The 23,014-nt window shown below is 51.8% G+C and carries 25 protein-coding genes and 1 other annotated feature; of the genes, 1 reads left to right on the plus strand and 24 read right to left on the minus strand.

Annotation, left to right across the window (positions count from 1 at the left end):
* Window positions 1–3 precede the first annotated feature (3 nt).
* The 9 genes from ACYVUU_RS07040 to rplU form a co-directional block, all read right to left on the minus strand.
* Window positions 4–243 (minus strand): exodeoxyribonuclease VII small subunit, encoded by a 240-nt coding sequence (locus ACYVUU_RS07040; RefSeq protein ID WP_002879682.1) that lies wholly within the window; start codon window positions 241–243, stop codon window positions 4–6.
* Complete coding sequence (xseA, locus tag ACYVUU_RS07045) at window positions 236–1,606, minus strand: exodeoxyribonuclease VII large subunit (RefSeq protein WP_484500446.1); 1,371 nt, start codon at window positions 1,604–1,606, stop codon at window positions 236–238. Before xseA ends, ACYVUU_RS07040 begins: the two co-directional genes overlap by 8 nt.
* Window positions 1,593–2,444 (minus strand): bifunctional methylenetetrahydrofolate dehydrogenase/methenyltetrahydrofolate cyclohydrolase, encoded by an 852-nt coding sequence (locus tag ACYVUU_RS07050; protein ID WP_484500447.1) that lies wholly within the window; start codon window positions 2,442–2,444, stop codon window positions 1,593–1,595. The genes xseA and ACYVUU_RS07050 overlap by 14 nt, the downstream gene beginning before the upstream one ends.
* 46 nt (window positions 2,445–2,490) lie before the next feature.
* On the minus strand, window positions 2,491–2,889 hold the full coding sequence (gene nusB / locus ACYVUU_RS07055; RefSeq protein WP_439774698.1) for a transcription antitermination factor NusB: 399 nt from the start codon (window positions 2,887–2,889) through the stop codon (window positions 2,491–2,493).
* Window positions 2,889–3,323, minus strand: coding sequence for an Asp23/Gls24 family envelope stress response protein (locus tag ACYVUU_RS07060; protein ID WP_004560645.1), 435 nt, complete (start codon window positions 3,321–3,323; stop codon window positions 2,889–2,891). Before ACYVUU_RS07060 ends, nusB begins: the two co-directional genes overlap by 1 nt.
* Before the next feature lie 19 nt (window positions 3,324–3,342).
* Complete coding sequence (efp, locus tag ACYVUU_RS07065; protein ID WP_035174949.1) at window positions 3,343–3,909, minus strand: elongation factor P; 567 nt, start codon at window positions 3,907–3,909, stop codon at window positions 3,343–3,345.
* 69 nt (window positions 3,910–3,978) lie between these two features.
* Window positions 3,979–5,085, minus strand: coding sequence for a M24 family metallopeptidase (locus ACYVUU_RS07070; protein ID WP_484500448.1), 1,107 nt, complete (start codon window positions 5,083–5,085; stop codon window positions 3,979–3,981).
* Between the two features lie 144 nt (window positions 5,086–5,229).
* Window positions 5,230–5,529: a 50S ribosomal protein L27 gene (gene rpmA / locus ACYVUU_RS07075; protein ID WP_201331855.1), complete on the minus strand. Its 300-nt coding sequence runs from the start codon at window positions 5,527–5,529 to the stop codon at window positions 5,230–5,232.
* A 15-nt stretch (window positions 5,530–5,544) separates the two neighbouring features.
* Window positions 5,545–5,856 (minus strand): 50S ribosomal protein L21, encoded by a 312-nt coding sequence (rplU, locus tag ACYVUU_RS07080; protein WP_003618434.1) that lies wholly within the window; start codon window positions 5,854–5,856, stop codon window positions 5,545–5,547.
* Between the two features lie 16 nt (window positions 5,857–5,872).
* Window positions 5,873–5,949 (minus strand) — a sequence feature (ribosomal protein L21 leader region).
* A 146-nt stretch (window positions 5,950–6,095) separates the two neighbouring features.
* Here rplU and ACYVUU_RS07085 point away from each other — a divergent pair.
* Complete coding sequence (locus tag ACYVUU_RS07085; RefSeq protein ID WP_439774811.1) at window positions 6,096–6,452, plus strand: arsenate reductase family protein; 357 nt, start codon at window positions 6,096–6,098, stop codon at window positions 6,450–6,452.
* Window positions 6,453–6,494: 42 nt separating this feature from the next.
* Here the strand turns inward: ACYVUU_RS07085 and ACYVUU_RS07090 are convergent, their stop codons facing one another.
* The 15 genes from ACYVUU_RS07090 to purS all read right to left on the minus strand — a co-directional run bounded on the left by ACYVUU_RS07090 (window position 6,495) and on the right by purS (window position 23,010).
* On the minus strand, window positions 6,495–7,622 hold the full coding sequence (locus tag ACYVUU_RS07090; protein WP_484500449.1) for a trans-sulfuration enzyme family protein: 1,128 nt from the start codon (window positions 7,620–7,622) through the stop codon (window positions 6,495–6,497).
* Between the two features lie 26 nt (window positions 7,623–7,648).
* The gene (locus tag ACYVUU_RS07095) at window positions 7,649–8,800 is read right to left on the minus strand and encodes a trans-sulfuration enzyme family protein (RefSeq protein ID WP_484500450.1); all 1,152 of its coding nucleotides are present in this window, start codon (window positions 8,798–8,800) and stop codon (window positions 7,649–7,651) included.
* Between the two features lie 156 nt (window positions 8,801–8,956).
* Entirely contained in the window at window positions 8,957–9,661 is a 705-nt protein-coding gene (locus tag ACYVUU_RS07100; protein WP_484500898.1) for an ABC transporter ATP-binding protein, read from the minus strand.
* A 4-nt stretch (window positions 9,662–9,665) separates the two neighbouring features.
* Window positions 9,666–10,442: an ABC transporter ATP-binding protein gene (locus ACYVUU_RS07105; RefSeq protein ID WP_439775985.1), complete on the minus strand. Its 777-nt coding sequence runs from the start codon at window positions 10,440–10,442 to the stop codon at window positions 9,666–9,668.
* A gap of 15 nt (window positions 10,443–10,457) precedes the next feature.
* Window positions 10,458–11,432 (minus strand): branched-chain amino acid ABC transporter permease, encoded by a 975-nt coding sequence (locus ACYVUU_RS07110; protein ID WP_484500451.1) that lies wholly within the window; start codon window positions 11,430–11,432, stop codon window positions 10,458–10,460.
* Window positions 11,433–11,446: 14 nt separating this feature from the next.
* Window positions 11,447–12,325 (minus strand): branched-chain amino acid ABC transporter permease, encoded by an 879-nt coding sequence (locus ACYVUU_RS07115; RefSeq protein WP_439775983.1) that lies wholly within the window; start codon window positions 12,323–12,325, stop codon window positions 11,447–11,449.
* A 61-nt stretch (window positions 12,326–12,386) separates the two neighbouring features.
* Window positions 12,387–13,580, minus strand: a complete 1,194-nt coding sequence (locus ACYVUU_RS07120) for an ABC transporter substrate-binding protein (RefSeq protein WP_484500452.1) — start codon at window positions 13,578–13,580, stop codon at window positions 12,387–12,389.
* A 381-nt stretch (window positions 13,581–13,961) separates the two neighbouring features.
* Window positions 13,962–15,227 (minus strand): phosphoribosylamine--glycine ligase, encoded by a 1,266-nt coding sequence (gene purD, locus ACYVUU_RS07125; RefSeq protein WP_484500453.1) that lies wholly within the window; start codon window positions 15,225–15,227, stop codon window positions 13,962–13,964.
* 14 nt (window positions 15,228–15,241) lie between these two features.
* On the minus strand, window positions 15,242–16,783 hold the full coding sequence (gene purH / locus ACYVUU_RS07130) for a bifunctional phosphoribosylaminoimidazolecarboxamide formyltransferase/IMP cyclohydrolase (protein WP_484500454.1): 1,542 nt from the start codon (window positions 16,781–16,783) through the stop codon (window positions 15,242–15,244).
* Complete coding sequence (gene purN, locus ACYVUU_RS07135) at window positions 16,784–17,365, minus strand: phosphoribosylglycinamide formyltransferase (protein ID WP_484500455.1); 582 nt, start codon at window positions 17,363–17,365, stop codon at window positions 16,784–16,786.
* Window positions 17,366–17,374: 9 nt separating this feature from the next.
* Window positions 17,375–18,409: a phosphoribosylformylglycinamidine cyclo-ligase gene (purM, locus tag ACYVUU_RS07140; protein ID WP_484500456.1), complete on the minus strand. Its 1,035-nt coding sequence runs from the start codon at window positions 18,407–18,409 to the stop codon at window positions 17,375–17,377.
* 2 nt (window positions 18,410–18,411) lie between these two features.
* Window positions 18,412–19,890 (minus strand): amidophosphoribosyltransferase, encoded by a 1,479-nt coding sequence (gene purF / locus ACYVUU_RS07145; protein WP_484500457.1) that lies wholly within the window; start codon window positions 19,888–19,890, stop codon window positions 18,412–18,414.
* Window positions 19,866–22,088, minus strand: a complete 2,223-nt coding sequence (gene purL / locus ACYVUU_RS07150) for a phosphoribosylformylglycinamidine synthase subunit PurL (protein ID WP_484500458.1) — start codon at window positions 22,086–22,088, stop codon at window positions 19,866–19,868. Before purL ends, purF begins: the two co-directional genes overlap by 25 nt.
* A complete protein-coding gene (purQ, locus tag ACYVUU_RS07155; RefSeq protein WP_439775975.1) occupies window positions 22,088–22,762 on the minus strand; it encodes a phosphoribosylformylglycinamidine synthase subunit PurQ in 675 nt (224 codons plus the stop codon). The genes purL and purQ overlap by 1 nt, the downstream gene beginning before the upstream one ends.
* Window positions 22,762–23,010 carry a phosphoribosylformylglycinamidine synthase subunit PurS gene (gene purS / locus ACYVUU_RS07160; protein ID WP_050890377.1) on the minus strand — a complete coding sequence of 83 codons (249 nt, stop codon included), beginning with the start codon at window positions 23,008–23,010 and terminating at the stop codon, window positions 22,762–22,764. The genes purQ and purS overlap by 1 nt, the downstream gene beginning before the upstream one ends.
* Window positions 23,011–23,014: the final 4 nt, after the last annotated feature.

A 23,014-nucleotide genomic window follows, 5' to 3' on the forward strand; every position in this document is an offset into this window, starting at 1 on the left:
ATCTTATTCCTTTGGCGCTGAGGCATCAGTTGGGTCAAGTTCTTTCTCACTGCCATCTGATTCAATCAACTTGGCCACGGTGTTTTCCGCCTTGGTCAATTCCTGCTTCAATTCCCGGCTCAGCTTGACACCAGTTTGGAACTGGGCCAATGATTCTTCTAATGACAACTGGCCATTTTCCAGCTGACCAACGATTTCCTGCAGCTCCTTGAGCTGGCTTTCAAAATTATTCTTTTCAGTCATTTTTTTCTTCCTTAACTTCTTCAATCCGGCCGATCGCCTGGCCATCCTTTAAGTGCAGGCGAACCTGGTCGCCTGGCGACAATTGCTGAACTGACTTGACCACGGTGCCGCTTGCGTCAGTCGTGTAGCTGTAGCCCCGGGCCAGGGTCTTTAAAGGACTGTAGTCGTCCAGCTGCTGGACGGCCTGCCGGCAGGCAGCCTGCTTTTGCTCCAAGATCCGCTTGATTCCCAGCTCCAGGCTCTTGGCCAGGTAATTATTTTCCTGCTTGAGCTGCTTGATCCGCCGGTCTGGAGCCTGGTGCTGAAGGCGCTGGGTCAAAAGGCTGAGCTTTTGACTTTGGTCTTTGACAATAACTTCCATCATCCGGTTCAGCTGCTGGGACAATTGGTCGACCTGCTGCATTTTCTGCTCATAGAGGCGCTGGGGTTCTTTCATGATAAAAGAATTTTCCAGCTGGGCCAGAGCCTGGGCCCGGACCTGAATAACGGCCCGGATATCAGTCAAAAGCCTGGTCTGCAGCTGGCCGATCTCAGCCAGGACCCGGGGCAGGTCCGGCGTCGCCATTTCAGCGGCTGCTGTTGGCGTAGCTGCCCGGCAGTCAGCAGCCAGGTCGCAAAGAGTCGTGTCTGTTTCGTGACCAACTGAAGAAATCACCGGCATCTTCATGGCATAAACCTGCCGGACCACTTCTTCTTCGTTAAAAGGCCACAGGTCTTCTAAAGACCCGCCACCCCGCCCGATAATGAGCACGTCATATTCATCTGCCCGGACTTGAATCTGCTGCATGGCGGAAACCAGGCTGCCGGCCGCGCCCTCTCCCTGCACCTTGGCCGGGAAAAGGTCGATTTCAGCGTGCGGGAAGCGGCGGTTAGCCGTTACCATGATGTCATGGATAACTGCCCCAGAGGCTGACGTCACAACCGCGATCTTATCTGGAAAAAGGGGCAGAGGCCGCTTGTGCTCTTGGGCAAAAAGGCCTTCTTTAGCCAGTTTCTCCTGCAGCTGCTTGAAGCGCTCATACAAGGCCCCCAAGCCGGCTGGTTCCATGCTTTTGGCATAAAACTGGTAGCTGCCCTGGGCCTCATAAGTTGACAGGCGGCCGGTCACGTAGACCTTCATCCCTTCTTCAGGCTCAAACTTGACTTTCTCAAAATCACCGCGGAACATTACCACATTGATTTTAGACTTGTCGTCTTTTAAAGAAAAGTACTGGTGACCACCTCTGCGAAAGCGGAAATTCGACAATTCCCCTTGGAGAAAAATTTGATGAAGGTAGGGATCTCGGTCAAACTTCTGCTTGACATACCAATTTAATTCACTGACAGTCAAGTACTTTTCATCAGTCCCCTTAATCGAGTCCATGCTGTCTCCTTGTCAATTTAATGACTTCTTCCATTAAAAACTCTACCGTCAATGGACCAACCCCGCCGGGCACTGGCGTGATCCAGCTGGCCTTTTCTTTAACGGGGGCAAAATCAACGTCGCCGACCAGGCGGCCGTCGACCCGGTTGATGCCTACATCGATCACCACGGCCCCTTCTTTGACCATGTCAGCCTTGATCATTTCCGCCTTGCCAACCGCGCAGACCAGGATATCGGCCCGCTTAGTCAAGTCAGCCAGGTTCCGGCTGCGGGAGTGCAGGATTGAAACAGAAGCATTTCTTTCCAGCATCAAGGCGGCCAGAGGTTTGCCAACAATGTTTGACCGGCCGACAATCACTGCGTTTTTGCCAGTCAAGTCAATTTGGTAGTGGTCTAAGAGGGCAATAATGCCGGCTGCCGTGGCTGGTTCAACAAAGTGCTTGCCCTGCCAAAGGCGGCCGATATTAGCCGGAGTCAAGCAGTCAACATCCTTCTCCGGATCGATCCTTTCGATTACCCGGTCAGCATTGATCTGCGGGGGAACCGGCAATTGGACCATCAAGCTGGAAACTTCCGGGTCGGCATTCAAGCTGTCGATCAGCTTTAATACATCTTCTTCACTTTCATCAGCCGGCAATTGGTAGACCAGCTGCTTGATCCCCAGTTTCTCAGCCTTCCGTTTCTTGGAGGCGACATAGACCTTGCTGGCCGGGTCATCACCAATATTGATTACGCAGAGTTTAGGGCTGACTCCGTGTTCTTTTAAGGAAGCCACTTCACTGCCTAACTTTTCGCCTAATTCCCGGGCCAGCTTCTTCCCGTCCAAAATTTCTCCCAAAATTGCCTCCTTAAGAAAAAAAGCCGGCAAAACGCCGGCTTAAAGATTATTCTTGCACAAAGTTTGCCAATATGCCATTGATGAAGGCCTTTGACTTCGGGTCATCAAACTCGTCACACAAATTCAAAGCCTCGTTGATGGCTGACCGGTCTTCAATAACCGGGCTGTACAGCATTTCGTACAGGGCTACTTCCAAAATCGCCAAGCTGGTCTTGCTCAACCGCTCCAAGCGCCAGCCTTGCTTCAAGTTAGCGGAAAGCTTGTCACGCAGTTCAGCCTGCTTGTCGATCACGCCGCTGACCAGTTCCTTGCTGTAGGCCGGCAAAGTATCCAAGTCCAAAGCAGACTTGACATTGTCTTCCAATTCACTGGCCGTCAAGCTGGGATCCTGGTTGTACAGATAAATGGCTTGCAGTGCAATTCTTCGACTATCGTGTTGATTCATTACTTATCTTCTTCTTGATCGGGGAATAATGGTTGATCAGCATCTTCAAAGTTCTTTTCATCTTCAGGGAAGACGAGACCAACGACATGAACATCAATTGACTTCAAATTCATATCCGTCATCTGCGTCAACTGCTGCTTCAAAGCTTCTTGAATCTTGCCCGCAACAGCTGGCACGTTGACGCCGTACTTGAGATATACGTAAACGTCAGCCGTCAGTTCGCCGTCTTCATCAACAGAGACGGCAACTCCCTTGCCCCGATCCTCGCGGCCAAAGACACGGCTCAAGCCTGACTTCAAGCCACCGCGCATCCCGGCAACGCCGTCGACCTTCTGAGCAGAAATGCCCAGAATGACTTCGAGTACCTGCAGGTCGATCTTGATTTGATCACCCTCATCATTGCCGCTTAAAACGATTGTTGAATTATCAGCCATTTTTCCACCTCGAAAACTACTACTTAGAACGTGATACGTATGAACCGTCACTAGTGTTGATCGTCAGCACGTCACCAACGTTAATAAAGAATGGCACGGTGACAACCAAACCGGTTTCCATCGTAGCTGGCTTACCACCACCAGATGAGGTATCGCCGCGGATGCCTGGTTCGGTTTCAACGACTTCCAGGTCAACCGTGTTTGGCAGGTCCAGACCCAAGGTTTCACCATTGTGGGAAATAATGTTCACAATCATGTTTTCCTTCAGGTACTTGGCTTCCTGGTCAATCTGGGCGTTCGGCACTTCCAATTGCTCGTAAGTTGCCGTGTCCATGAAGACATAGCTTGAACCGTCGTTGTAAAGGTATTGCATTTGCCGGGTTTGAATGTCGGCCGTTTCAACCTTGGCAGTTGAACGGAAGGTGTATTCTTGAACAGCGCCGGTCCGCAAGCTCTTCAGCTTTGAACGAACGAAGGCACTACCCTTACCTGGCTTAACGTGCTGGAATTCAACGATACGCCACAGGTCGTTGTTGTATTCGATCGTGAGGCCGTTCTTGAATTCGTTAACAGAAATCATTGTCATCTGGTAAATCCCCCATTTCTACATCTTAAATTGTACCAATAAACACTAAATTTTACCATAAAAATAATCTTACAGGTGAATGAGTTCGTCCTTTGGCAAAGTTGACAAAACTTCCGGCGTGTCGCCGTTAACCAAAATATCGTCTTCGATCCGGACCCCGCCTTGCGGCAGGTAGATACCTGGTTCAACCGTGTGCACGATTCCGTTTTCCAGGGTCGTCTGGCTGAACAAAAATTCCGGCTGGCACATTTCGTGGATTTCCAAGCCGATCCCGTGGCCAATCCCGTGACCGAAGTATTGCCCGTAACCAGCGTCATTGATGTAGCCCCGGGCTGCCTGGTCAACATCCTTGCCAGTTGCCCCGACAACGGCAGCAGCAATCCCCCGCTTTTGGGCTTCCAGAACGATCTTGTAGATCTTTTCCAGTTCGTCTTCCACGCTGCCCAAAGCGTAAGTTCTGGTAATGTCGGCGGTGTAGCCGTTGTATGAGGCGGCCGCGTCAATTACGACCAGTTCATGCTCTTGCATCAAGCGGTCGCTGGCCACCCCGTGTGCCCAGGAAGACCGCGGACCGGAAGCGATGATTGAGTCATAGCCCGGGCCGTCGCCGCCGTATAACTTGAAGAGGTAGTCGAGCTTGGCGCCCACGTCTCTTTCCTTAACACCCGGCTTAAGCATTGGCAGAACTTCTTCAAAAGCTCTTTCTGAAATTTCAACTGCTTTTTTGAGAGTAGCCAGTTCCAGGTCATCCTTGACATTGCGGACCCGTTCCACGATTTCAGCAGCCATGACCATCTCAACATCTGGCAGCTGGGCCTTGATCGCGTCATATTCATAAGCAGAAACGAATTCTGCTTCGACTAAGAGCTTCTTGACCCCCAGTTTCTTGATTTCTGCCGCGATTTCAGCAGCTTCGCGTCCATGCTTCATGACCACCTTCAATTCACCCACAGCCTGGGCTTCGATTTGCGGGGCAAAACGGGAGTCTGACAGAAGTACCCGGTCGCCGTTTTTGGTAATGATCAGCTGGGCTTCTTCACCTGTAAAGTTGGTCAAGTAGCGGTAGTTTGCCCGGTTGAAAACCAGCAAAGCATCCGCGTCTTTGTCCTTGATCAAGTCAGCAGTTTCCTTGATCCGTCTGGTCAGCAGACTTAACAATTCATTGTTTTTGATCATAAGCACCATCCTTTTCTGCAGCTTTTAAGCTTTTGTTCATGATGCTTTTATTATACAAAAGATCAAGGGCTTAAACATGCTTTCCCTTGAAAAAGGGCAAGAAAAAAGCAGGCAGCTGGGCTGTCTGCTCCTTTGCCGGCTTGATTATTCAGCGTCTTCTACTGGCAAAACAGAAACTTGCTTCTTGTACTTGCCAAGACGTTCGAACTTAACAACACCGTTAGTCAATGCGAACAAAGTGTCGTCGCCACCGCGGCCAACGTTCTTGCCTGGGTGGATCTTAGTACCACGTTGACGGTAGATGATTGAGCCAGCGTGTACTTCTTGACCGTCGGCACGCTTTGCGCCCAAACGACGACCAGCTGAGTTACGACCGTTGGCAGTTGAACCACCACCCTTGTGGTGGGCGAGTAACTTTGCGTTTGAAAGAATGTTCATCATCATAGTGTTCACCTCTTACTAAGCTTCGATGCTCTTAACAGTAACCTTGGTGTAAGGTTGACGGTGACCGTACTTAGAATGTGAGTGCTTCTTTGGCTTGTACTTGAAAGTTACAACCTTCTTTTCCTTGCCTTGCTTGTCAACACTGGCAACTACCTTAGCACCTTCAACTAATGGAGTACCAACCTTAACGTCGTCACCATTAGCTACCAGGATAACTTGGTCAAAAACAACTTCTTCGCCAGCTTGTACGTCAAGCTTTTCAACGAAGATACTTTCGCCTTCGGCAACCTTGTATTGCTTGCCACCGGTCTTAATAACTGCGTACATTAGTACACCTCCGTATAAAATTACTTAGACTCGCCATCAAAGGTGCTGCCCAAAGCAGGCTTGTCAACCTTATCTGCGCGGTTGCAGAATCGAGGTATCACTCAAATTGCAACTCTGTTAGTATAGCACGCTTTGCCCGCCTTGCTCAAGTCTTTTGCCAGGCAAATTCCTGTTTTTGCCAGATTTTTTGCGTTAAACTCAAAAGAGATAATTTGTAAGGAAGAAATCGAGGAAAAAATATGCCAAAATTCTATGGATACAAGCGCTGCTCCACTTCCCGCAAAGCCCAGAAGTGGTTTGATGACAACGGCATCAGCTATGACTTCCAGGACCTGGTGGAGACTCCGCCTGAAAAAGACCTGCTCTTGTCCTGGCTGACCAAGTACCAAGACCGCGGCCTGCGCTACTTTTTCAATACCAGCGGCCAGCACTACCGGCAAATGGGCCTAAAAGACAAGTTGCCGGACATGACTCTGGAAGAAGCAGCTGACCTCTTGTCTAAAGACGGCAAGCTGATCAAGCGCCCCCTGGTCGTTGATGACCAGCACTTAACCTGCGGCTTTAAAGAAGAGGTCTATGAGCAGACCTGGAAATAGCAAAAACAAGTTCCGACTTCCGGAACTTGTTTTTTATTTCTTTTATTCCCCTAAGGCTTGGGTCAGGTCAGCAATCAAGTCATCCGCGTTTTCCAGGCCAACTGAGAGCCGCAAAAGCCGCGGCGTAATCCCCAGCCGCAGGCGCTGGTCTTCTTCAACGTCGTCATGGGTCTGGTAGTAAGGAATGGTCAAGAGGCTTTCTGCCCCGCCCAGGCTTTCCGCGAAAGTAATCAGCTTGACGCTCCTCAGAACTCGGTCGACTTCTTCGTCGCTGTCCAAATAAAAGGAGATCATCCCCGCCTTGCCCGGGTAGAGGACTTTTTCCACGTGCGGCGCCTGCTCCAAGAAGGAAACAATTTTTTTCGCGCTGGCCGTGTGCTGCTGCATTCTTAAAGGAAGAGTCTTCAAGCTTCTGGTCAAAAGCCAGCTGTCAAAAGCCGACATGGTATCGCCAACCGTGATCGTGTATTGGAAGTAAAAGTCGGCCAAGACCGGATCCTTGACCACCACGATCCCGCCTAAGATGTCGTTATGGCCCCCCAGGTACTTGGTAGCTGAGTGAATAACCACGTCTGCCCCTTGGGTCAAGGGCTTTTGGTAATATGGCGTGTAAAAAGTATTGTCAACAGCCACCAGGATGTCTGGATTATAGTCATGAACGGCATCTGCCACGGCCTGGATGTCCACGCTCTTCATCATCGGGTTTGACGGAGTTTCCAGCCAGACCAGCTTCGTCTTTGGCGTCAAAAGTTCCTTTAATGAGTCCAGAGCTTCCCCGTTCCAGAGCTTGAACTTGATCTGGAAGTGGTCTGCCAGGTGGCGGAAGTAGCGGAAGTCGCCCCCGTAAAGGTCGTCTAAGCTGACTACTTCATCCCCGGTCTTCAAAACGCTCAAGACCAGCTGAACAGCTGCCATCCCGCTGGCTACCGCGAAAGCTTGGCATCCTTCTTCCAGTTTGGCCAGGGTTTCTTCCACTGTTTTCCGGTTGGGGGTCTCCACCCGGGAATAAGTGAAGCCCTGCAAGCGGTCAAAGTTGACCGCCTGGTCCAAGTCCGGGTGCCGGTAACAGGCCGACAAGTATAGGGGCTGGGCAACCGGATTAGCTCCGTCTTTAATGCTGCCAGCTTCCGCCACGATGGTCTCAAAAGACCGGGTATCTTTTTCTGTCATCTTTTTTCTCCATTTCCTCAAATCCGTTATCTTTTAGCCTTTGCCAGGGCCTGGGCAATGTCGGCGATCAAGTCATCCGCGTCCTCAATGCCCACGGCGAAGCGGATCAGTCCTGGCTTGATTCCGGCAGCCAGCTGCTCTTCTTCTGACAATTCAGCATGGCTCATCTTGCTTGGCAGTTCGACCAGGCTCTCAACCGCGCCCAAACTTACAGCCAGGCTGAAAAGCTGCAAACTATTGACAAAAGCTACCGGGTCATAAGCTTCGTCGTCCAGTTCACAGGAGAAGACACCGCCAGCCCCCTTGGCTTCTTTACGCAGCTCCTCATAACCAGCTAAGTCTGGATCACCTGGATAGTAGATCTTGTCGATTCCAGCTTGCTTTTTCAAAAAGGCAATAATGGCCAGGACATTTTCCATCTGCCGGTCTAAGCGCAGTGACAAGGTCTTGATTCCCCGGGCCAGCTCATTGGAATCTTCCGGCGACAAAATCCCGCCGATGGCATTTTGCACAAAGTAAACCCGCTTTGCCAGCTCTGCTCCCTTGGCAATCACGGCCCCGGCACTAACGTCGGAGTGGCCGGCCAGGTACTTGGTCGCGCTGTGCACGACCAGGTCTGCCCCGTATTCAAGCGGCCGCAAAAGATAAGGACTGAGGAAAGTGTTGTCGGTAATGGCCAGAATGCCGTGCTCATGAGCTAATTTGGCAATTCCCTCAACCGGGGTCACCTGCAAGAGCGGATTGGTCACCGGCTCAAAGTAGATTGCCTTGGTATTAGGCTGGATCGCTTTTTCCACTGCCGCCAAATCCCTGGTGTCAACCGCCGTGAAATCCAAGCCCCGGTCTTTGAAGTACTGGTAGACAATCCGGAAGGTGCCCCCATAGATCTGATCACCGATGACGATATGGTCACCTGCTTCAAAAATCGCCAAAGCCGCGTGAATCGCCGCCATCCCACTGGCAAAAACAAAGGCCCGGTCGCCGCCCTCTAAGCTGGCCAGCTGCTCTTCAACGGCATTTCTGGTTGGATTGCCCGACCGGGAATAGTCATACTTTACTTCCGCCCCGATCTTTGGATAGGCAAAAGTGGTCGCCTTGTAAACCGGCACGGCCACGGCCCCGGTTTGATTATCGTCTTGCCTTGGCTGGTGAACCAGCCGCGTGTTAAATCCCGCCATCTTTTTCCTCCTTTTTGCATTAAGCCTAATTTCATTATCAGGATTTTCTTTAATCTAAGCTTAATTATACCCGAAGGAGCCGGCTTTTCCTAGAAACGAAAATTGAAGAAAAAATAACCTCCGAAATTAGGATCCTAATTTCAGAGGTCAGATTTATTAGCCGCCAAGGTAGGCCTTTTGCACGGCCGGGTCACTGAGCAGGTCCTGCCCGCTGCCGGTCATCTTGACTTCGCCTGAAGCCAAAACGTAGCCCCGGTTGGCAATGCTGAGGGCTTGCCGGGCGTTTTGCTCGATCAAGAGAACAGTCATGCCTTCCTTGTTGATGCTTTTAATAATGTCAAAAATTTCTTGAATGTAGATTGGCGCCAAACCCATGGAAGGTTCATCCAGCAAGAGCAGCTTTGGCCGCGCCATCAAGGCCCGGGCCATGGCCAGCATCTGCTGTTCACCACCGGAAAGAGTGGCGGCATCCTGCTTTTGCCTTTCCTTCAAGATCGGGAAGCGCTTGAACATGGCTTCCATGTCCTTTTCCACCCCATCTTTGTCCTTTCTGAGGTAGGCGCCCAGCTGCAGGTTTTCCTTAACCGTCATCCCGGCGAAAATCCGCCGGCCTTCTGGCACCTGGGAAATCCCGGCAGCCACAATCTTTGGCGCGGTCAATTTGGACAAGGACTGGCCCAAAAAGACAATGTCGCCGTCAGCCGGCTTCAAGAGGCCAGAGATCGTCTTCAAAATAGTCGACTTGCCGGCACCGTTGGCCCCGATCAAGGTCACGATTTCGCCTTCCTTGATGTCAAAACTGACGTCGCGGACGGCCTTGATCGCCCCGTAATTGACTGAGAGGTGGTCGACTTTTAAAATTTCTTTAGGCATCTGCTCCACCTCCGAGGTATGCGTTAATTACGGCTTCGTTGTTTTGAATTTCACTTGGCGTCCCCGTTGCCAGCAGCTTGCCTTCAGCCAAAACATAGATTCTTTCCGCCAGGTTCATGACCAGGGACATGTCGTGCTCGATCAAGAGGACGGCAATCCCGTATTCAGTCTGCAGGCGCTTGATCAGTCTGGTCAAATCAGCCGTTTCTTCCGGGTTCATCCCGGCAGCTGGTTCATCCAGGCAGATGATCTTTGGGTCAGTTGCCAGAGCCCGGACGATTTCAACCTTCCGCTGGGTCCCATATGGGAGACTGCCAGCAGGGAAGTACATGACATCCTGCAGGTCAAAGTCCTTCAGCAATTCCTTGGCCCGCTCTTCCATGGCATCTTCAGTCTTATAGTAAGCTGGAAGCCGGAGAACCGCGGTCAAGAAATTTTCCTTGTAATGGTTGGTCAAGGCAATCAGCACGTTTTCCAAAACGGACAACTGGCTGAAGAGGCGGATGTTCTGGAAAGTTCTGGAAATACCCATCTGCGCTACCTTGTAGGCCTTGGTATTTTTCTTAACTTCTTGGCCACCGATTTTGACCGTACCAGTGGTGGCTGGCGCCACCCCGGTCAGGCAGTTGAAGAAGGTAGTCTTCCCGGCCCCGTTAGGCCCGATCAAGGCAACCAGTTCTTTTTCGCCCACGTGCAGAGAAACATCGTCGACCGCGGTCAAACCGCCAAAGACTTTGGTGATGTGGTCCGCGCTTAAAGCTTCTGTCATTTCAGTTCCTCCTCACTACTTGCTTTCTTTTCCGGCTTCTTTCATGTCGCCGTCTTGCTTTTTAGTCAAAAGGCGCTTGAAAGAAAATTCCCACTTGCCAAACAAACCGCCTGGCTTGAAGATCATGATGATGATCAAAGCTACCGCGTAGAAGACCATCCGCAAAACGCCCAGGCTTTGCAGAGCCGCGTCCAAAACACCCAAGAGGGTAGTGGCCACGAAGGTCCCGGTGATGCTGCCCAGACCGCCAAGAACCACGAAGATCAAAGTGTTGATTGATTCCATGATCCCGAAGCTGGACGGAACGATTGTCTGCAGGTATGAAGCGTACAGGGAACCCGCGATAGCAGCTGTTGCTGCCCCTAAAACGAAGGCTGACAATTTCCACTTAGTCGTGTTGACCCCCATGGCTTCAGCCGCGATTTCGTTTTCCCGGATGGAAATAACCGCCCGGCCGTCCCGGCTGTGAATAAAGTTGACAGTCACGATCGTGGTCAAGCAGACAAAGATGTAAACCACGTCCCAGGTCGCAAACTGAGGAATGTTAAACAGACCAGCTGCCCCGTTGGTGATCTTCATGTTGTTGATCACGATTCTGATAATTTCCGCTGCCCCCATCGTCGCGATGGCGAAGTAGTCGCCGTGCAGACGCAGGGTCGGAATGCCGACCAAGAGGGCAACAACAATCGCGAGAACCACCCCGACCAGAATCGACAGGTAAAAGCCGCCTGCCGAGTTCATCGTCTGGGTCATGATCCCGGTGGCGTATGCCCCCAGGGCCATGAAGCCCGCGTGACCCAATGAGAATTGACCAGAAAAGCCGATGACCAGGTTCAACCCGACCGCCAGAATGATGTTGATCCCAATCGTTACCAGCATGTTTTCAATGAAGGTATTGATCACGCCGGTCAGCATCAAGGTGTTGATCAGGTAAAAACCTGCCACCATGAGGATCAGCCAGCAAAGATTGTATTTCCAGTTTTTCTTCATCTGACTTCTTCCTCCTAAACCTTTTCAACTTGCTTCTTGCCAAACAGACCGCCCGGCAGGACAAGCAGGATAACAATCAAAACGATGTAGACGGCCGCATCTCTGAAGGCTGAGAAGCCCATGGCCTGGACGGCCGTTTCCAAAAGACCGATCAAGAAGCCGCCGACAGCTGCCCCTGGGATGGACCCGATCCCGCCGAGCACGGCGGCAACGAAGGCCTTGATCCCTGGCGTCATCCCCATCAGTGGGTCAATTGAGTTGTAGTACAAGCCGATCAGAACGCCGGCTGCCCCAGCCAGGGCGCTGCCCAGGGCGAAAGTAATAGAAACAGTATGGTTGATGTTGATCCCCATCAAGCTGGCTGCGTCGTAGTCAGTTGAAACTGACCGCATGGCCCGGCCGGTCTTGGTGTAGTTGATGATGTACATCAAACCCAGCATCAAAACTAAAGTAGTAACCAGGATGATCAGCTGAATGTTGGAAATCGTTACCCCGCCCAGGTCAAAAGTCTTCCGCTTGATGACCTGAGGGAAATTCCGCGTGTCTGAAGTTACCAGGTAGGACATCCCGTTTTCAAGGAAGAATGAAACACCAATGGCCGTAATCAAAGCAGCAACTCGGGGCGCGTTTCTCAGCGGCCGGTAGGCAACTGCTTCAATAATCACGCCGGCCAAGCCACAGACAATCATAGCCGTGATCAAGGCGGTGATAAAGCCAAAGTGCAGGTAGTTGATCGTGTAGTAACCCCAGTAAGCACCTAGCATGTAGACGTCCCCGTGAGCGAAGTTAAGCAGCTTTGAGATCCCGTAAACGATCATGTATCCCAAAGCCAGCAAAGCATAAATGCTGCCGAGGGAGAGCCCATTTATCAATTGCTGGAAAAATGTTTGCAAGTTTAAAACCTCCTTGACTTGCCTGTGGCATTACCGGCTAAATTATCAAATCCAAAATTAATTACTTAACCGTGTAAGCCTTTGATACCTTGCCGTTGGTCATTTGTTCAACAACGACTGACTTTTGCGGGTTGTGCTTGGAGTCCATAGTGATGTTCCCAGTTACGCCCTTGAAGTTCTTCAGGTTTGCCAGGCCCTTTTGGATAGCGCTTGAAGATACTTCGCCTTCGTTCTTGGCAGCGTCGACGATCATGTAAACTGAGTCGTAAGCCAGGGAGCTGAAGGTTGCCGGTTCTTCACCGTACTTAGCCTTGTAAGCCTTCAGGAACTTAACAACTTCTGGTTCCTTGGACTTGGTTGAGAAGTGGGTAGTGTAGTAAACGTTGGTTGCGTTCTTGTTGCCGGCGATTTGGGCAAGCTTTGGTGAGCCCATGCCGTCAGCACCAACAACTGGAACGTTTAAGCCCATTTCCCGGGCCTGCTTGAGGACCAGACCGATTTCAGTGTAGTAGCCTGGCAGGTAGATTGCTTCTGGCTTCTTGCCCTTAATGGTAGTCAGGGTTGAGTTGAAGTCCTTGTCACCTGATTGGAAGTATTGGGTAGTGACGATCTTGCCGCCCAGCTTCTTGAATTCCTTAGTGAAGGACTTGGTCAGACCAGTACCGTAGTCAGTTGAGTTGTCAGCCATGATGGCCACGCTCTTCTTCTTTAAAGTGTTGTACATGAAGTCAGCAGCCTTCTTGCCTTGGAACGGGTCGATGAAGCAAGCACGGAAAGCGTACTTTTGCGTCTGCCCGCTCTTGGTTTGAGTGAATTCAGCAGCGGTTGCTGATGGACCAACCATTGGCACGCCCGCTTTGGTCAGGTTGGCGATTGAAGCAGTAGCGTAAGCCGTAGCTGCCGGGCCGACTTGGGCAACGATCTTGTCGCTGTTGGCCATTTGGGCAGCTACAGAAGCGGCAGTTGAAGTGGATGACTTGTTATCGCTGATATACAGCTTAACCTTGTAAGTCTTGCCGCCGATCTTGACGCCCTTCTTGTTGATTTCTTGAGCAGCTAAAGCAACCCCCTTCTTTTCTTGCTGGCCGTAGCTGGCAACTGAACCGGAAAGTTCCAGGTTGACCCCGATTCTGATCGTGTTGTCACTGGACTTGTTGCCGGCAGTTGAGCTGGTCTTGGCGGTTGCACAACCGGTCAGGGCTGCGGCGGACATCATGGTTGCGGCGGCTAAGCCGAAAGCTTTCTTGAATTGCATAATGAATTTCCCCATTTCAATCAAATATATTAGGCTTCAAATTCTTTCTTTACACTTAAACCTAAATTAAAAAGGTCTTCACTCATCTCGTGAGTGAAGACTCTTAATCCGGATCATTGAGCTCACTCACAAATGCAGACGAAGAAGAGCTCACACAGAGCTCTACATAATTTGCAAGAGAGTAATGACGGCAGCTGAGAACAGCATGGCATTATTCATTTGTTGACACATTTGACATTTCACAATTCTCAGCTCCTTTTAATTTTAAGTTGCTTTTATTTTATTTAACTTTTGTCTTAATGTCAAGCTCATTTATCATTTTTGTTTAATTTTTGTTTTTAGGCAAAAAGAAAAAGGAGCGGGTGGCTCCTTTTTCTAGCTTTAAAACTTCTTGCCGGTTGCCCGGTAGCCGATATCGCGCCGGCAGAAAGTCTGCGGGATATCCAGCTTGGCCAAGTAGGCATAAACGTGCTCTTGCGCTTCTTTTAAGTCAGCAGCTTCTGCCCGGACCATCAAGATCCGGCCGCCGCTGCCAGCCAAATCGTCAGCTGGACCGGATACGTTGGCATAGTCAACGTAAATGCCCTCTTCTGCTGGCAATTGGCCCAGTTTTTGCCCCTTAAGCGGCTTTTTCGGATAGCCTTCAGCGGCCAAAATGACGCCAAGAACAGCCTCGTCTTTTTCTTCAACGGCTGGCATTTCCTGGTCATTTACGTTTGCATCAACCAGTTCAGCAAAGTCGCTCTTCAAGCGTGGCAATACAACTTCCGTTTCCGGGTCGCCCAGACGGACGTTGTATTCGATCATCTTCGGCCCCTGCTTGGTCATCATGAGACCCAGGTACAAAACGCCGTGGTAGTCATAGCCGCCAGCGAGAAGACCCTTGGCCGTTGGTTCAACCAACTGGTCAACGATTTCCTGGTATTCTGCTTGACTCAACTGCGGAACAGGGCTGTATGACCCCATCCCGCCAGTGTTTGGCCCCTTGTCACCGTCATAGGCCCGCTTGTGGTCTTGAGCCAGGGGCAGGAGACGGTACTTGCCGCCTTGCATGACGGCAAAGACGGAGTATTCAGGACCAGTCAGGAATTCTTCAAGAACAACCTGCTTTTGACCCTTGGCAAACATTTCCGTCAAAGTACTTTCTGCCGTTTCCTGGTCTTCAGCAATAACCACGCCTTTCCCGCCAGCCAGGCCGTCTTCTTTCAAAACGACTGGCAGGCCAAAGTCTGGCAAGGAACTAATCGCGGTCTCTGCTGTTTGGAAAGTTTCATAGCGCGGGTGCGGCACCTGGTATTTTTCCATGAACTGCAGAGCATAGTCTTTTGACCCTTCCAATTGGGCTGCTCTGGCATTTGGCCCGAAGATTTTTAAGTCAAAAGCGTGGAAGTAGTCAACGATCCCGGCTACTAAGGCATCTTCTGGCCCGACAAAGGTCCAGGCAATATCTTCCTTAATAGCAAAGTCCTTCAAGGCCTTGAAATCATCTTCTGGAATGCCAGTGGCTTTAACGCCGATCGCGGCCATGCCGGAGTTGCCCGGAGCACAGAAGACTTCAGCAACGTGCGGGCTCTTCTTCAAAGCGCGGGCGACAGCGAATTCCCGGCCACCAGACCCGACTACCAAAATTTTCAGCTTGTCTTTCATTTTTATCAGCCCTTTTAGTGTCTAAAGTGACGAACGCCGGTGAAGACCATGGTAATGCCATACTTGTTGGCCATGTCGATGGATTCCTGGTCACGGACAGACCCGCCTGGCTGCACGATTGCCTTGATGCCGTGCTTGCCGGCGTATTCAACGCAGTCACTGAATGGGAAGAAAGCATCGCTGGCAATGACTGCCCGGTCGTCCAGCGCTTCTGCCGCGTGGTCGATGGCAATCTTTTCAGAATCGATCCGGTTTGGCTGGCCGGCACCAACGCCCAGAGTCCGTTCGTTGTTGGCCACGACGATGGCGTTGGACTTGGTGTGCTTAACGGCCTTCCAGGCAAAGAGGAGAGTTTCCAGCTGTTCTTGCGTTGGTTTAGCTTCAGTTACGCATTCCCAGTCAGCAAAGTCTTCGTCCAGAACGTCTTGGTCTTGTACCAGCAAACCGCCCATAACGGAAACAGTTTCCTTGCGGGTTGCTTCATCCTTCTTGCTGAAGTCCAGCTTGAGAATCCGCAGGTTCTTCTTCTTGGTCTTCAGAGCTGCCAACGCATCTTCATCATAGTCTGGCGCGATGATGATTTCCAGGAAGATCTTGTGCATCTTTTCAGCGGTTGCCAGGTCAACCTTCCGGTTCAAGGCAATTACCCCGCCAAAAATTGATACAGGGTCAGCTTCGTATGCCCGGTCCCAGGCTTCTTCCAAACTTTCCCCTTGACCGATCCCGCATGGGTTCATGTGCTTCATGGCTACGACAGTCGGCTTGCTGAATTCGCGGACACATCTCAAGGCTTCGTCAGCGTCTTTGATGTTGTTGTAGGACAGCTGCTTGCCGTTTAATTGTTCAGCCTGCAGAACTGAGAAGGCCTTTGGCAGAGCATCTTCGTAGAGCCAGGCCTTTTGGTGGCTGTTTTCCCCATAGCGCATGGCTTCCTTTAAATCGTAAGTCAAAGTCAGCTTTTCCGGGGCAGTTTCGCCGGCCTTTTCAGTCAAGTATTGGGAGATCAAGGCATCGTATGAAGCAGTCAGACGGAAGGCCTTGGCCGCCAACTTAGCCCGGGTTTCCAAGCTGGTAGAGCCGTCTTTTTCAATTTCAGCCAAAACCTGGTCATAGTCGGCCTGGTCAACGACAATAGTTACGTCACGGTAGTTCTTAGAAGCTGACCGCACCATGCTTGGGCCGCCGATATCAATGTTTTCAATGGCTTCGGCCAGGGTCACGTCAGGCTTTTCAATGGTTTGCTTGAATGGGTAAAGGTTAACGCAAACCAGGTCGATTGGCGTAATCTTGTGTTCCTTCAAGGTTGCCACGTGCTCAGGCAATTCCCGCCGGGCCAGGAGGCCGCCGTGGATGTAGGGGTTCAAGGTCTTAACCCGGCCGTCAAGGATTTCCGGGAAGCCAGTCACGTCCTCAACTGAAATGGTTGGGATGCCGGCTTCGTCCAAAACGCGCTTGGTACCACCAGTTGACACGATTTCGTAATCATTGGCTACCAGGCCCTTGACAAAAGGAACCAGGTTGGTCTTGTCTGAAACACTTACAAGTGCACGCTTCATTTATTTGTTCTCCTCTTCAAATTTCAGCAAAGCTTTTCTTAAGGCTTCCGGATACAGGTGGTGTTCACATTCGTGAATTCTTGCTTCCAGAGTATCAACCGTGTCGTCATCGTAAATGGGCACGTGCTTTTGAGCAATAGCCGGACCAGAGTCCAGGCCAGAGTCGATATAGTGAACCGTTACCCCAGTTTCGGCTGGGTGGTCGGCAAAGGCCCGTTCAATTGAGTGCAGGCCAGGGTAAGCCGGCAAATATGCCGGGTGGAGGTTGACGATTCTGCCTTCATATTCGTTCAAAATCGTTGGCCCGATTACCCGCATGTAGCCAGCCAGGGCAATAAAGTCGATTTGGTAATCCTGCAGAACCTGGAGGATCTTTTCTTCGTACTTTTGCTTGCCGCCGCAGGACTTGACCGTAAAGGTCACTACCGGGGTGTGGAATTTTTCTGCCCGCTTGATCACCGGAGCGTCCGGGTGGTCACAAAAGAGCAGGGCAAGTTCGCCGGGCAGGTCGCCCTTTTGAAAATGTTCGGCCAGAACTTCATAGTTGGTTCCGTTGCCGGATGCAAAAATTGCTACTTTCATCGCTGCCACCTATTTGATAATGATCTTTTCGCCGTCAGTTCTCTGGCTCAAGCGGCCAACTTCAAAGACCTTTTCGCCGCTTTCCAAAAGCAGCTGCTTGGCCTCTTCCTTCTTGTCAGCTGGAACTGCCAGAATCATCCCCAGGCCCATGTTGAAGGTCTGCCAGCAGTCATCATCTGACAAATTGCCAACTTGCTTGAGGTAGTTGAAGACATCTGGAACTTCCCAGCTGCCAGCGGTAATTTCTGCCACCAGGCCGTCATTAAACATCCGCGGCACGTTTTCAATGAGGCCGCCCCCCGTAATGTGGGCCACGCCGTGAACCAGGCCTTGCTTGATCAAAGGCAGGACAGACTTGATATAGATTCTGGTCGGAGCCAGCAAGCTTTCGCCCACGCTCTTGCCCTTTAATTCAGCTGGCGTGTCAGTCAACTTGACGTCATGGTCCTTAAAGAGGATCTTGCGGACAAGTGAAAAGCCGTTGGAGTGAACCCCGCTTGAAGCCAGGCCCAAGAGAACATCCCCGGCTTGTGGAGTGTCAACTGACAAAAGGCGGTCTTTTTCCGCTACCCCAACCGTAAAGCCGGCCAGGTCATATTCATCTGGCGCATACATGTCTGGCATTTCCGCGGTTTCCCCGCCGATCAAGCTGGCACCTGCCTGCTTGCAGCCTTCAGCCACGCCTTGGACAACTGAAGCCAGGAGGGCTGGATCGTTGTGCCCGCAGGCGATGTAGTCCAGGAAGAAAAGCGGTTCTGCCCCTTGAGCCAGGACATCGTTGACGCACATGGCTACGACGTCAATACCGACAGTGTCATTTTTGTCCATCTTTTGGGCAATCATCAGCTTGGTACCGACACCATCAGTCCCGGAAACCAGGACCGGGTGGTCATAGCCCAGGGAATCAAGGTCAAACAGGCCGCCAAAGCCGCCGATATTGCCAACGTAACCCGGCCGCTTGGTTGAGGCTACCGCCCCCTTGATCCGCCGTACTAATTCATAGCCGGCATTGACGTCAACGCCTGCATCCTTATAGCGATTCACGATCATTCACCTCTGTTTTGCTTCTTTAAAATTTCTTCGACCGGTTCAACGTCCAGTGGTTCCTTGATTTGGTTTTCGTAGTCGTACAAAGGAGTCGGGTACTTGCCGTCAAAGTAGGCTACAGTTAAACCACCATTTGGCGCGTCGCCGGCGTCTGGCATGTCAACCGCCTTGATCAGGCTTGGAATGCTTAAAAAGCCCAGGCTGTCAGCCCCGATCAGCTTGCACATGTCGCTGACGCTGTATTTGGCCGCCATCAAGTCTTTTCTTTCAGAAATGTCGATCCCGTAAAAGTGCGGGTACTTGAAAGGCGGAGAAGCAATCCGCATGTGCACCGACTTGGCGCCGGCTTCTTTCAGCATCTGCACGATCTGCCGGGAAGTCGTCCCGCGGACGATTGAGTCGTCAACGACCACGATATTTTTGCCGCTGACCACCCCGCGGACTGGAGCCAGCTTCATTTTAACCCCCTGCTCACGCAGAGCCTGGGTTGGCTGGATAAAGGTCCGGGCAATGTACTGGTTCTTGATCAAGCCCATTTCATAAGGCAATCCAGCTGCTTCAGCATAACCAGTCGCTGCTGACAGTGAGGAGTTTGGCACACCAATTACCATGTCGGCATCTTCTGGAGCTGGCTGTTCTTTGGCCAGCAGCATCCCCATCCGCTTTCTGGCGGTGTGGATGTTGACCCCGTGGATGATGGAGTCCGGCCGGGCAAAGTAGATGTATTCCATTGAGCAGACAGCCAGCTGGGTTTCAGTCGTATAATGGTCGATCTTGATCCCGTCTTTGTTGATGATAATAAGCTCACCTGGCTGCACGTCCCGGACCAGCTTGGCGTGTACCGCGTCAAGGGCGCAGGATTCGCTGGCCACGACATAGCTGCCATTGTCCATTCGGCCTAAAACCAGCGGCCGGAAGCCGTTAGGGTCAAGGGCTGCATAAAGGGTGTCATTAGTCATCAAGAGGAAGGCAAAGCCCCCCTTGACCTCGTTCAAGCTGGCCTTCAAGGCTTCAATAAACGGCATGCGGACCTTGCGCCGGATCAAGTGGATCAGGACTTCCGTATCCGAGCTTGACTGGAAGACTGACCCGGAATCTTCCAGGCGCTTTTTCAAAGTCTGGGCGTTAGTCAAGTTCCCATTGTGGCAAAGAGCGATTTCCCCGTCCTGGAAGTGGAAAAGGAAGGGCTGGACATTGGCCAGGGAATCTGAACCGGCAGTACCGTAACGGACGTGGCCGATGGCCATGTTCCCCTTCAAAAAGTCCAGGTCAGCTGGGTTGGAGAAAACTTCTGACAAGAGACCGCGGTCCCGGAACTGACGGAGCTTCTGGCCATCGCTGGCCACGATCCCGGCCCCCTGCTGGCCCCGGTGCTGGAGGGCATGGAGACCGAAGTAGGTCACGTTAGCCGCGTCAGGAACGTTGTAGATCCCGAAAACGCCGCATTCTTCGTTTAATCCTTTGATTTCATAAGGCATGGCAGGGCTTCCTCCCAAATTTGCTTCAATTCAGCTACCGGTAAGTCAGCTGCTTGGTCCTTCAAAGTCAGCTTCAAGCTGTCGCCAGCAGTTTGGCCGAGCTTGACCGCGTCGCCGGCCAAAGCAGCAGCGAATTCAGCTGAGTATTCGCTTGGCACGCTGACCAGGAAGCGGCCAGGAGTTTCGCTGAAGAGTTCAGCACTGGTCAAGTCGCAGGCAACTTCTGCCCCGATGCCGTGGCCAAAGCTGCTTTCAGCCAGGCTGACCGCCAGGCCGCCTTCGCTTAAGTCGTGGGCACTGGCTACGTGGCCTGCTTCCATTTGGGCCAAGAGCCGCTTTTGGTAGCCCTTAATGTGGTCCAAGTCCAAATCGTTCAAAGAGCCGGAGATTTCCCCAGTCAGCATCTTTTGCAGTTCTGAACCGGCGTAGTCTGCCCCGGTTTGGCCAACCAGGTAAAGGTCGTCGCCCTCCTCTTGGAAGCTGTCTCTGACCAGGTGGTCCAGGTTCTTGACCAGACCGACCATGCCGACCATTGGCGTTGGGTAGATGGACTTGTCGTCAGTTTCGTTGTACAGGGAAACGTTCCCGGAAACAACTGGAGTTTCCAGAACTTCGCAGGCCTTGGCAATCCCCATGACTGAGTGGTGAAGTTCCCAGAAGACTTCTGGTTCGTTCGGGTTCCCGAAGTTCAAGCAGTCAGTGATGGCCAGAGGTTCTGCCCCGCTGGCGATGATGTTGCTTGCAGCTTCAACAACGGCCCGCTTGCCCCCGATTTCCGGATCCAGGTAGATGAAGCGGCCGTTGCCGTCAGTGGTCATGGCAATCCCCTTGTGGGTGCCGCGGACCCGCAAAACGCCGCTGTCTTCACCAGGCCCTACAACCGTGCTGGTTCTAACCATGGAGTCGTAAGTCTGGGTGAACATTTCCTTAGAAGCGATGGTTGGCTGGGCCAGCATCTGCTTGTATGTCTTGGCCAAATCAGCAATCTCTGGTTCCCAGGCAGGCTTAGCTGCGTCATCGATCATGTGCTGCGGCTGCTTTTCTTCGCTTGGTTCTTCCAAAACGTCTTCAGTCAGGCTGGTTACCGGGATGTCGCAGACTACTTCGCCGTGGTGGCGCAAAACGTAGTTGTGGCCGCTGGTAATCCGGCCGATAACAACGGCGTCAAGGTCGTAGAAGTCAAAAATCTTTTTAACGTCTTCTTCGTGGCCCTTCTTAACGCAAAGCAGCATTCTTTCCTGGGATTCGCTCAGCATGATTTCGTAAGCAGACATCCCGCTTTCTCTTTGCGGTACCAGGTCCAGGTTCAGTTCCATGCCGGACTTGCCTTCTGAAGCCATTTCTGAACTTGAGGAAACGATCCCGGCTGCCCCCATGTCCTGGATGCCGACCAGCCAGTCAGCGTGCTTTTGGGTCAATTCCAGGCAGGCTTCAAGCAGCAGCTTTTCCATAAACGGGTCGCCGACTTGAACGGCTGAACGTTGGCTTTCGTGTTCTGAGTCAAATGAATGAGAAGCAAAGGTTGCCCCGTGGATCCCGTCACGGCCAGTCTTAGCCCCGACGTACATCACGGCGTTGCCTTCACCTTGAGCCAGGCCCTTTTGCATGTCCTTGACGTCCAACAGGCCGACGCTCATGGCGTTCATGACTGGGTTGCCCTTGTAGATGTCGTCAAAAGTGAGTTCACCGCCGACAGTTGGAATGCCCATGCAGTTGCCGTAGCCGCCGATACCGGCTACAGTTTCGTTTAAGAGCCAGCGGGTGTGGGCGTCATCTAATTCACCAAAGTGCAGGGAGTCCAAAGTTGCAACTGGCCGCGCCCCCATGCTGAAGACGTCACGGAGGATCCCGCCGACGCCAGTAGCTGCCCCTTGGTAAGGTTCAACTGCAGTTGGGTGGTTGTGGCTTTCAGCCTTGAAAACGACTGCTTGGCCGTCGCCAATGTCAACTACCCCTGCCCCTTCACCAGGCCCTTGCAAAATGCGCGGACCCTTGGTTGGGAAGAGACGGAGAACGGGCTTAGACTTCTTGTATGAGCAGTGTTCGCTCCACATGGCTGAGAAAAGGCCGGTTTCAGTGTAGTTTGGCAAGCGGTGCAAAAGCTTGTCACAGATGTAGTCGTATTCTTCTTCAGACAAGCTCCAATCGAGATAAGGCTTCTTTTCTTTGATTTCTTCTGGAGTCATTTCCTGCATCATTACGCTTTTACCTCCGCGTGGTCCAAAATTGACTTAAACAGGCGCAAGCCGTCGGTGTTGCCCAAGAGGGCTTCGACTGCCCGTTCCGGGTGAGGCATCATCCCTAAGACATTGCCTCTTTCGTTGGTGATCCCGGCAATATTGTTCAAAGAGCCGTTCGGGTTTTCCTTTGAGTAGCGGAAAACGACCTGGCCATTGTCTTCAATCTTCTGCAAGGTTTCCGGGTCGGCGTAGAAGGAGCCGTCAGCGTGCGCGATCGGCAAGTTGATCTTCTCGCCCTTTTGGTATTCGGAAGTAAAGATGGTGTCGTTGTTGACTACTTCCAGTTCAACCGTCTTGCAGACAAACTTCAAAGAGTCATTTCTCTTCAAGGCCCCTGGCAAAAGGCCAGCTTCAGTCAGGATCTGGAAACCGTTGCAGGTCCCAAAGACTGGCTTGCCAGCCTTGGCCATTTCGACAATAGCTGGCATGATGTTGGTAAAGCGAGCAATAGCGCCGGCTCTCAAGTAGTCCCCGTATGAAAAGCCCCCTGGCAGCATGACAGCATCAAAGCCGTCCAGGCTGCTTTCCTTTGAAGGAACGTAGGCCACGTCAGCGCCGCAAACCGTGTGCAGGGCTTCGTAGAGGTCGATGTCGCAGTTGGAGCCCGGGAATTGGATTACCGCAAACTTCATTATTTTTCCTCCAAGATCTTGTAGCTGTAGGTTTCCATATTGAAGTTAACCAGCAGCTCTTCAGAGATTTCCTTAACAGTTTCAGCTACAGGCTTGTCCTTTTCTTCAATAGTTACGTCGAAGAACTTGCCGACCTTGACCGCCTTGACTTCATCGTGGCCCAAAGAGTGAATTGAGTTGGTGATGGCTTCACCTTGCGGGTCAAAAACTGATTGCTTGTAAGTTACGTAAATCCGTACAGTAGTCATTTGC

It is taken from the genome of Lactobacillus sp. WILCCON 0058 (assembly GCF_057198005.1).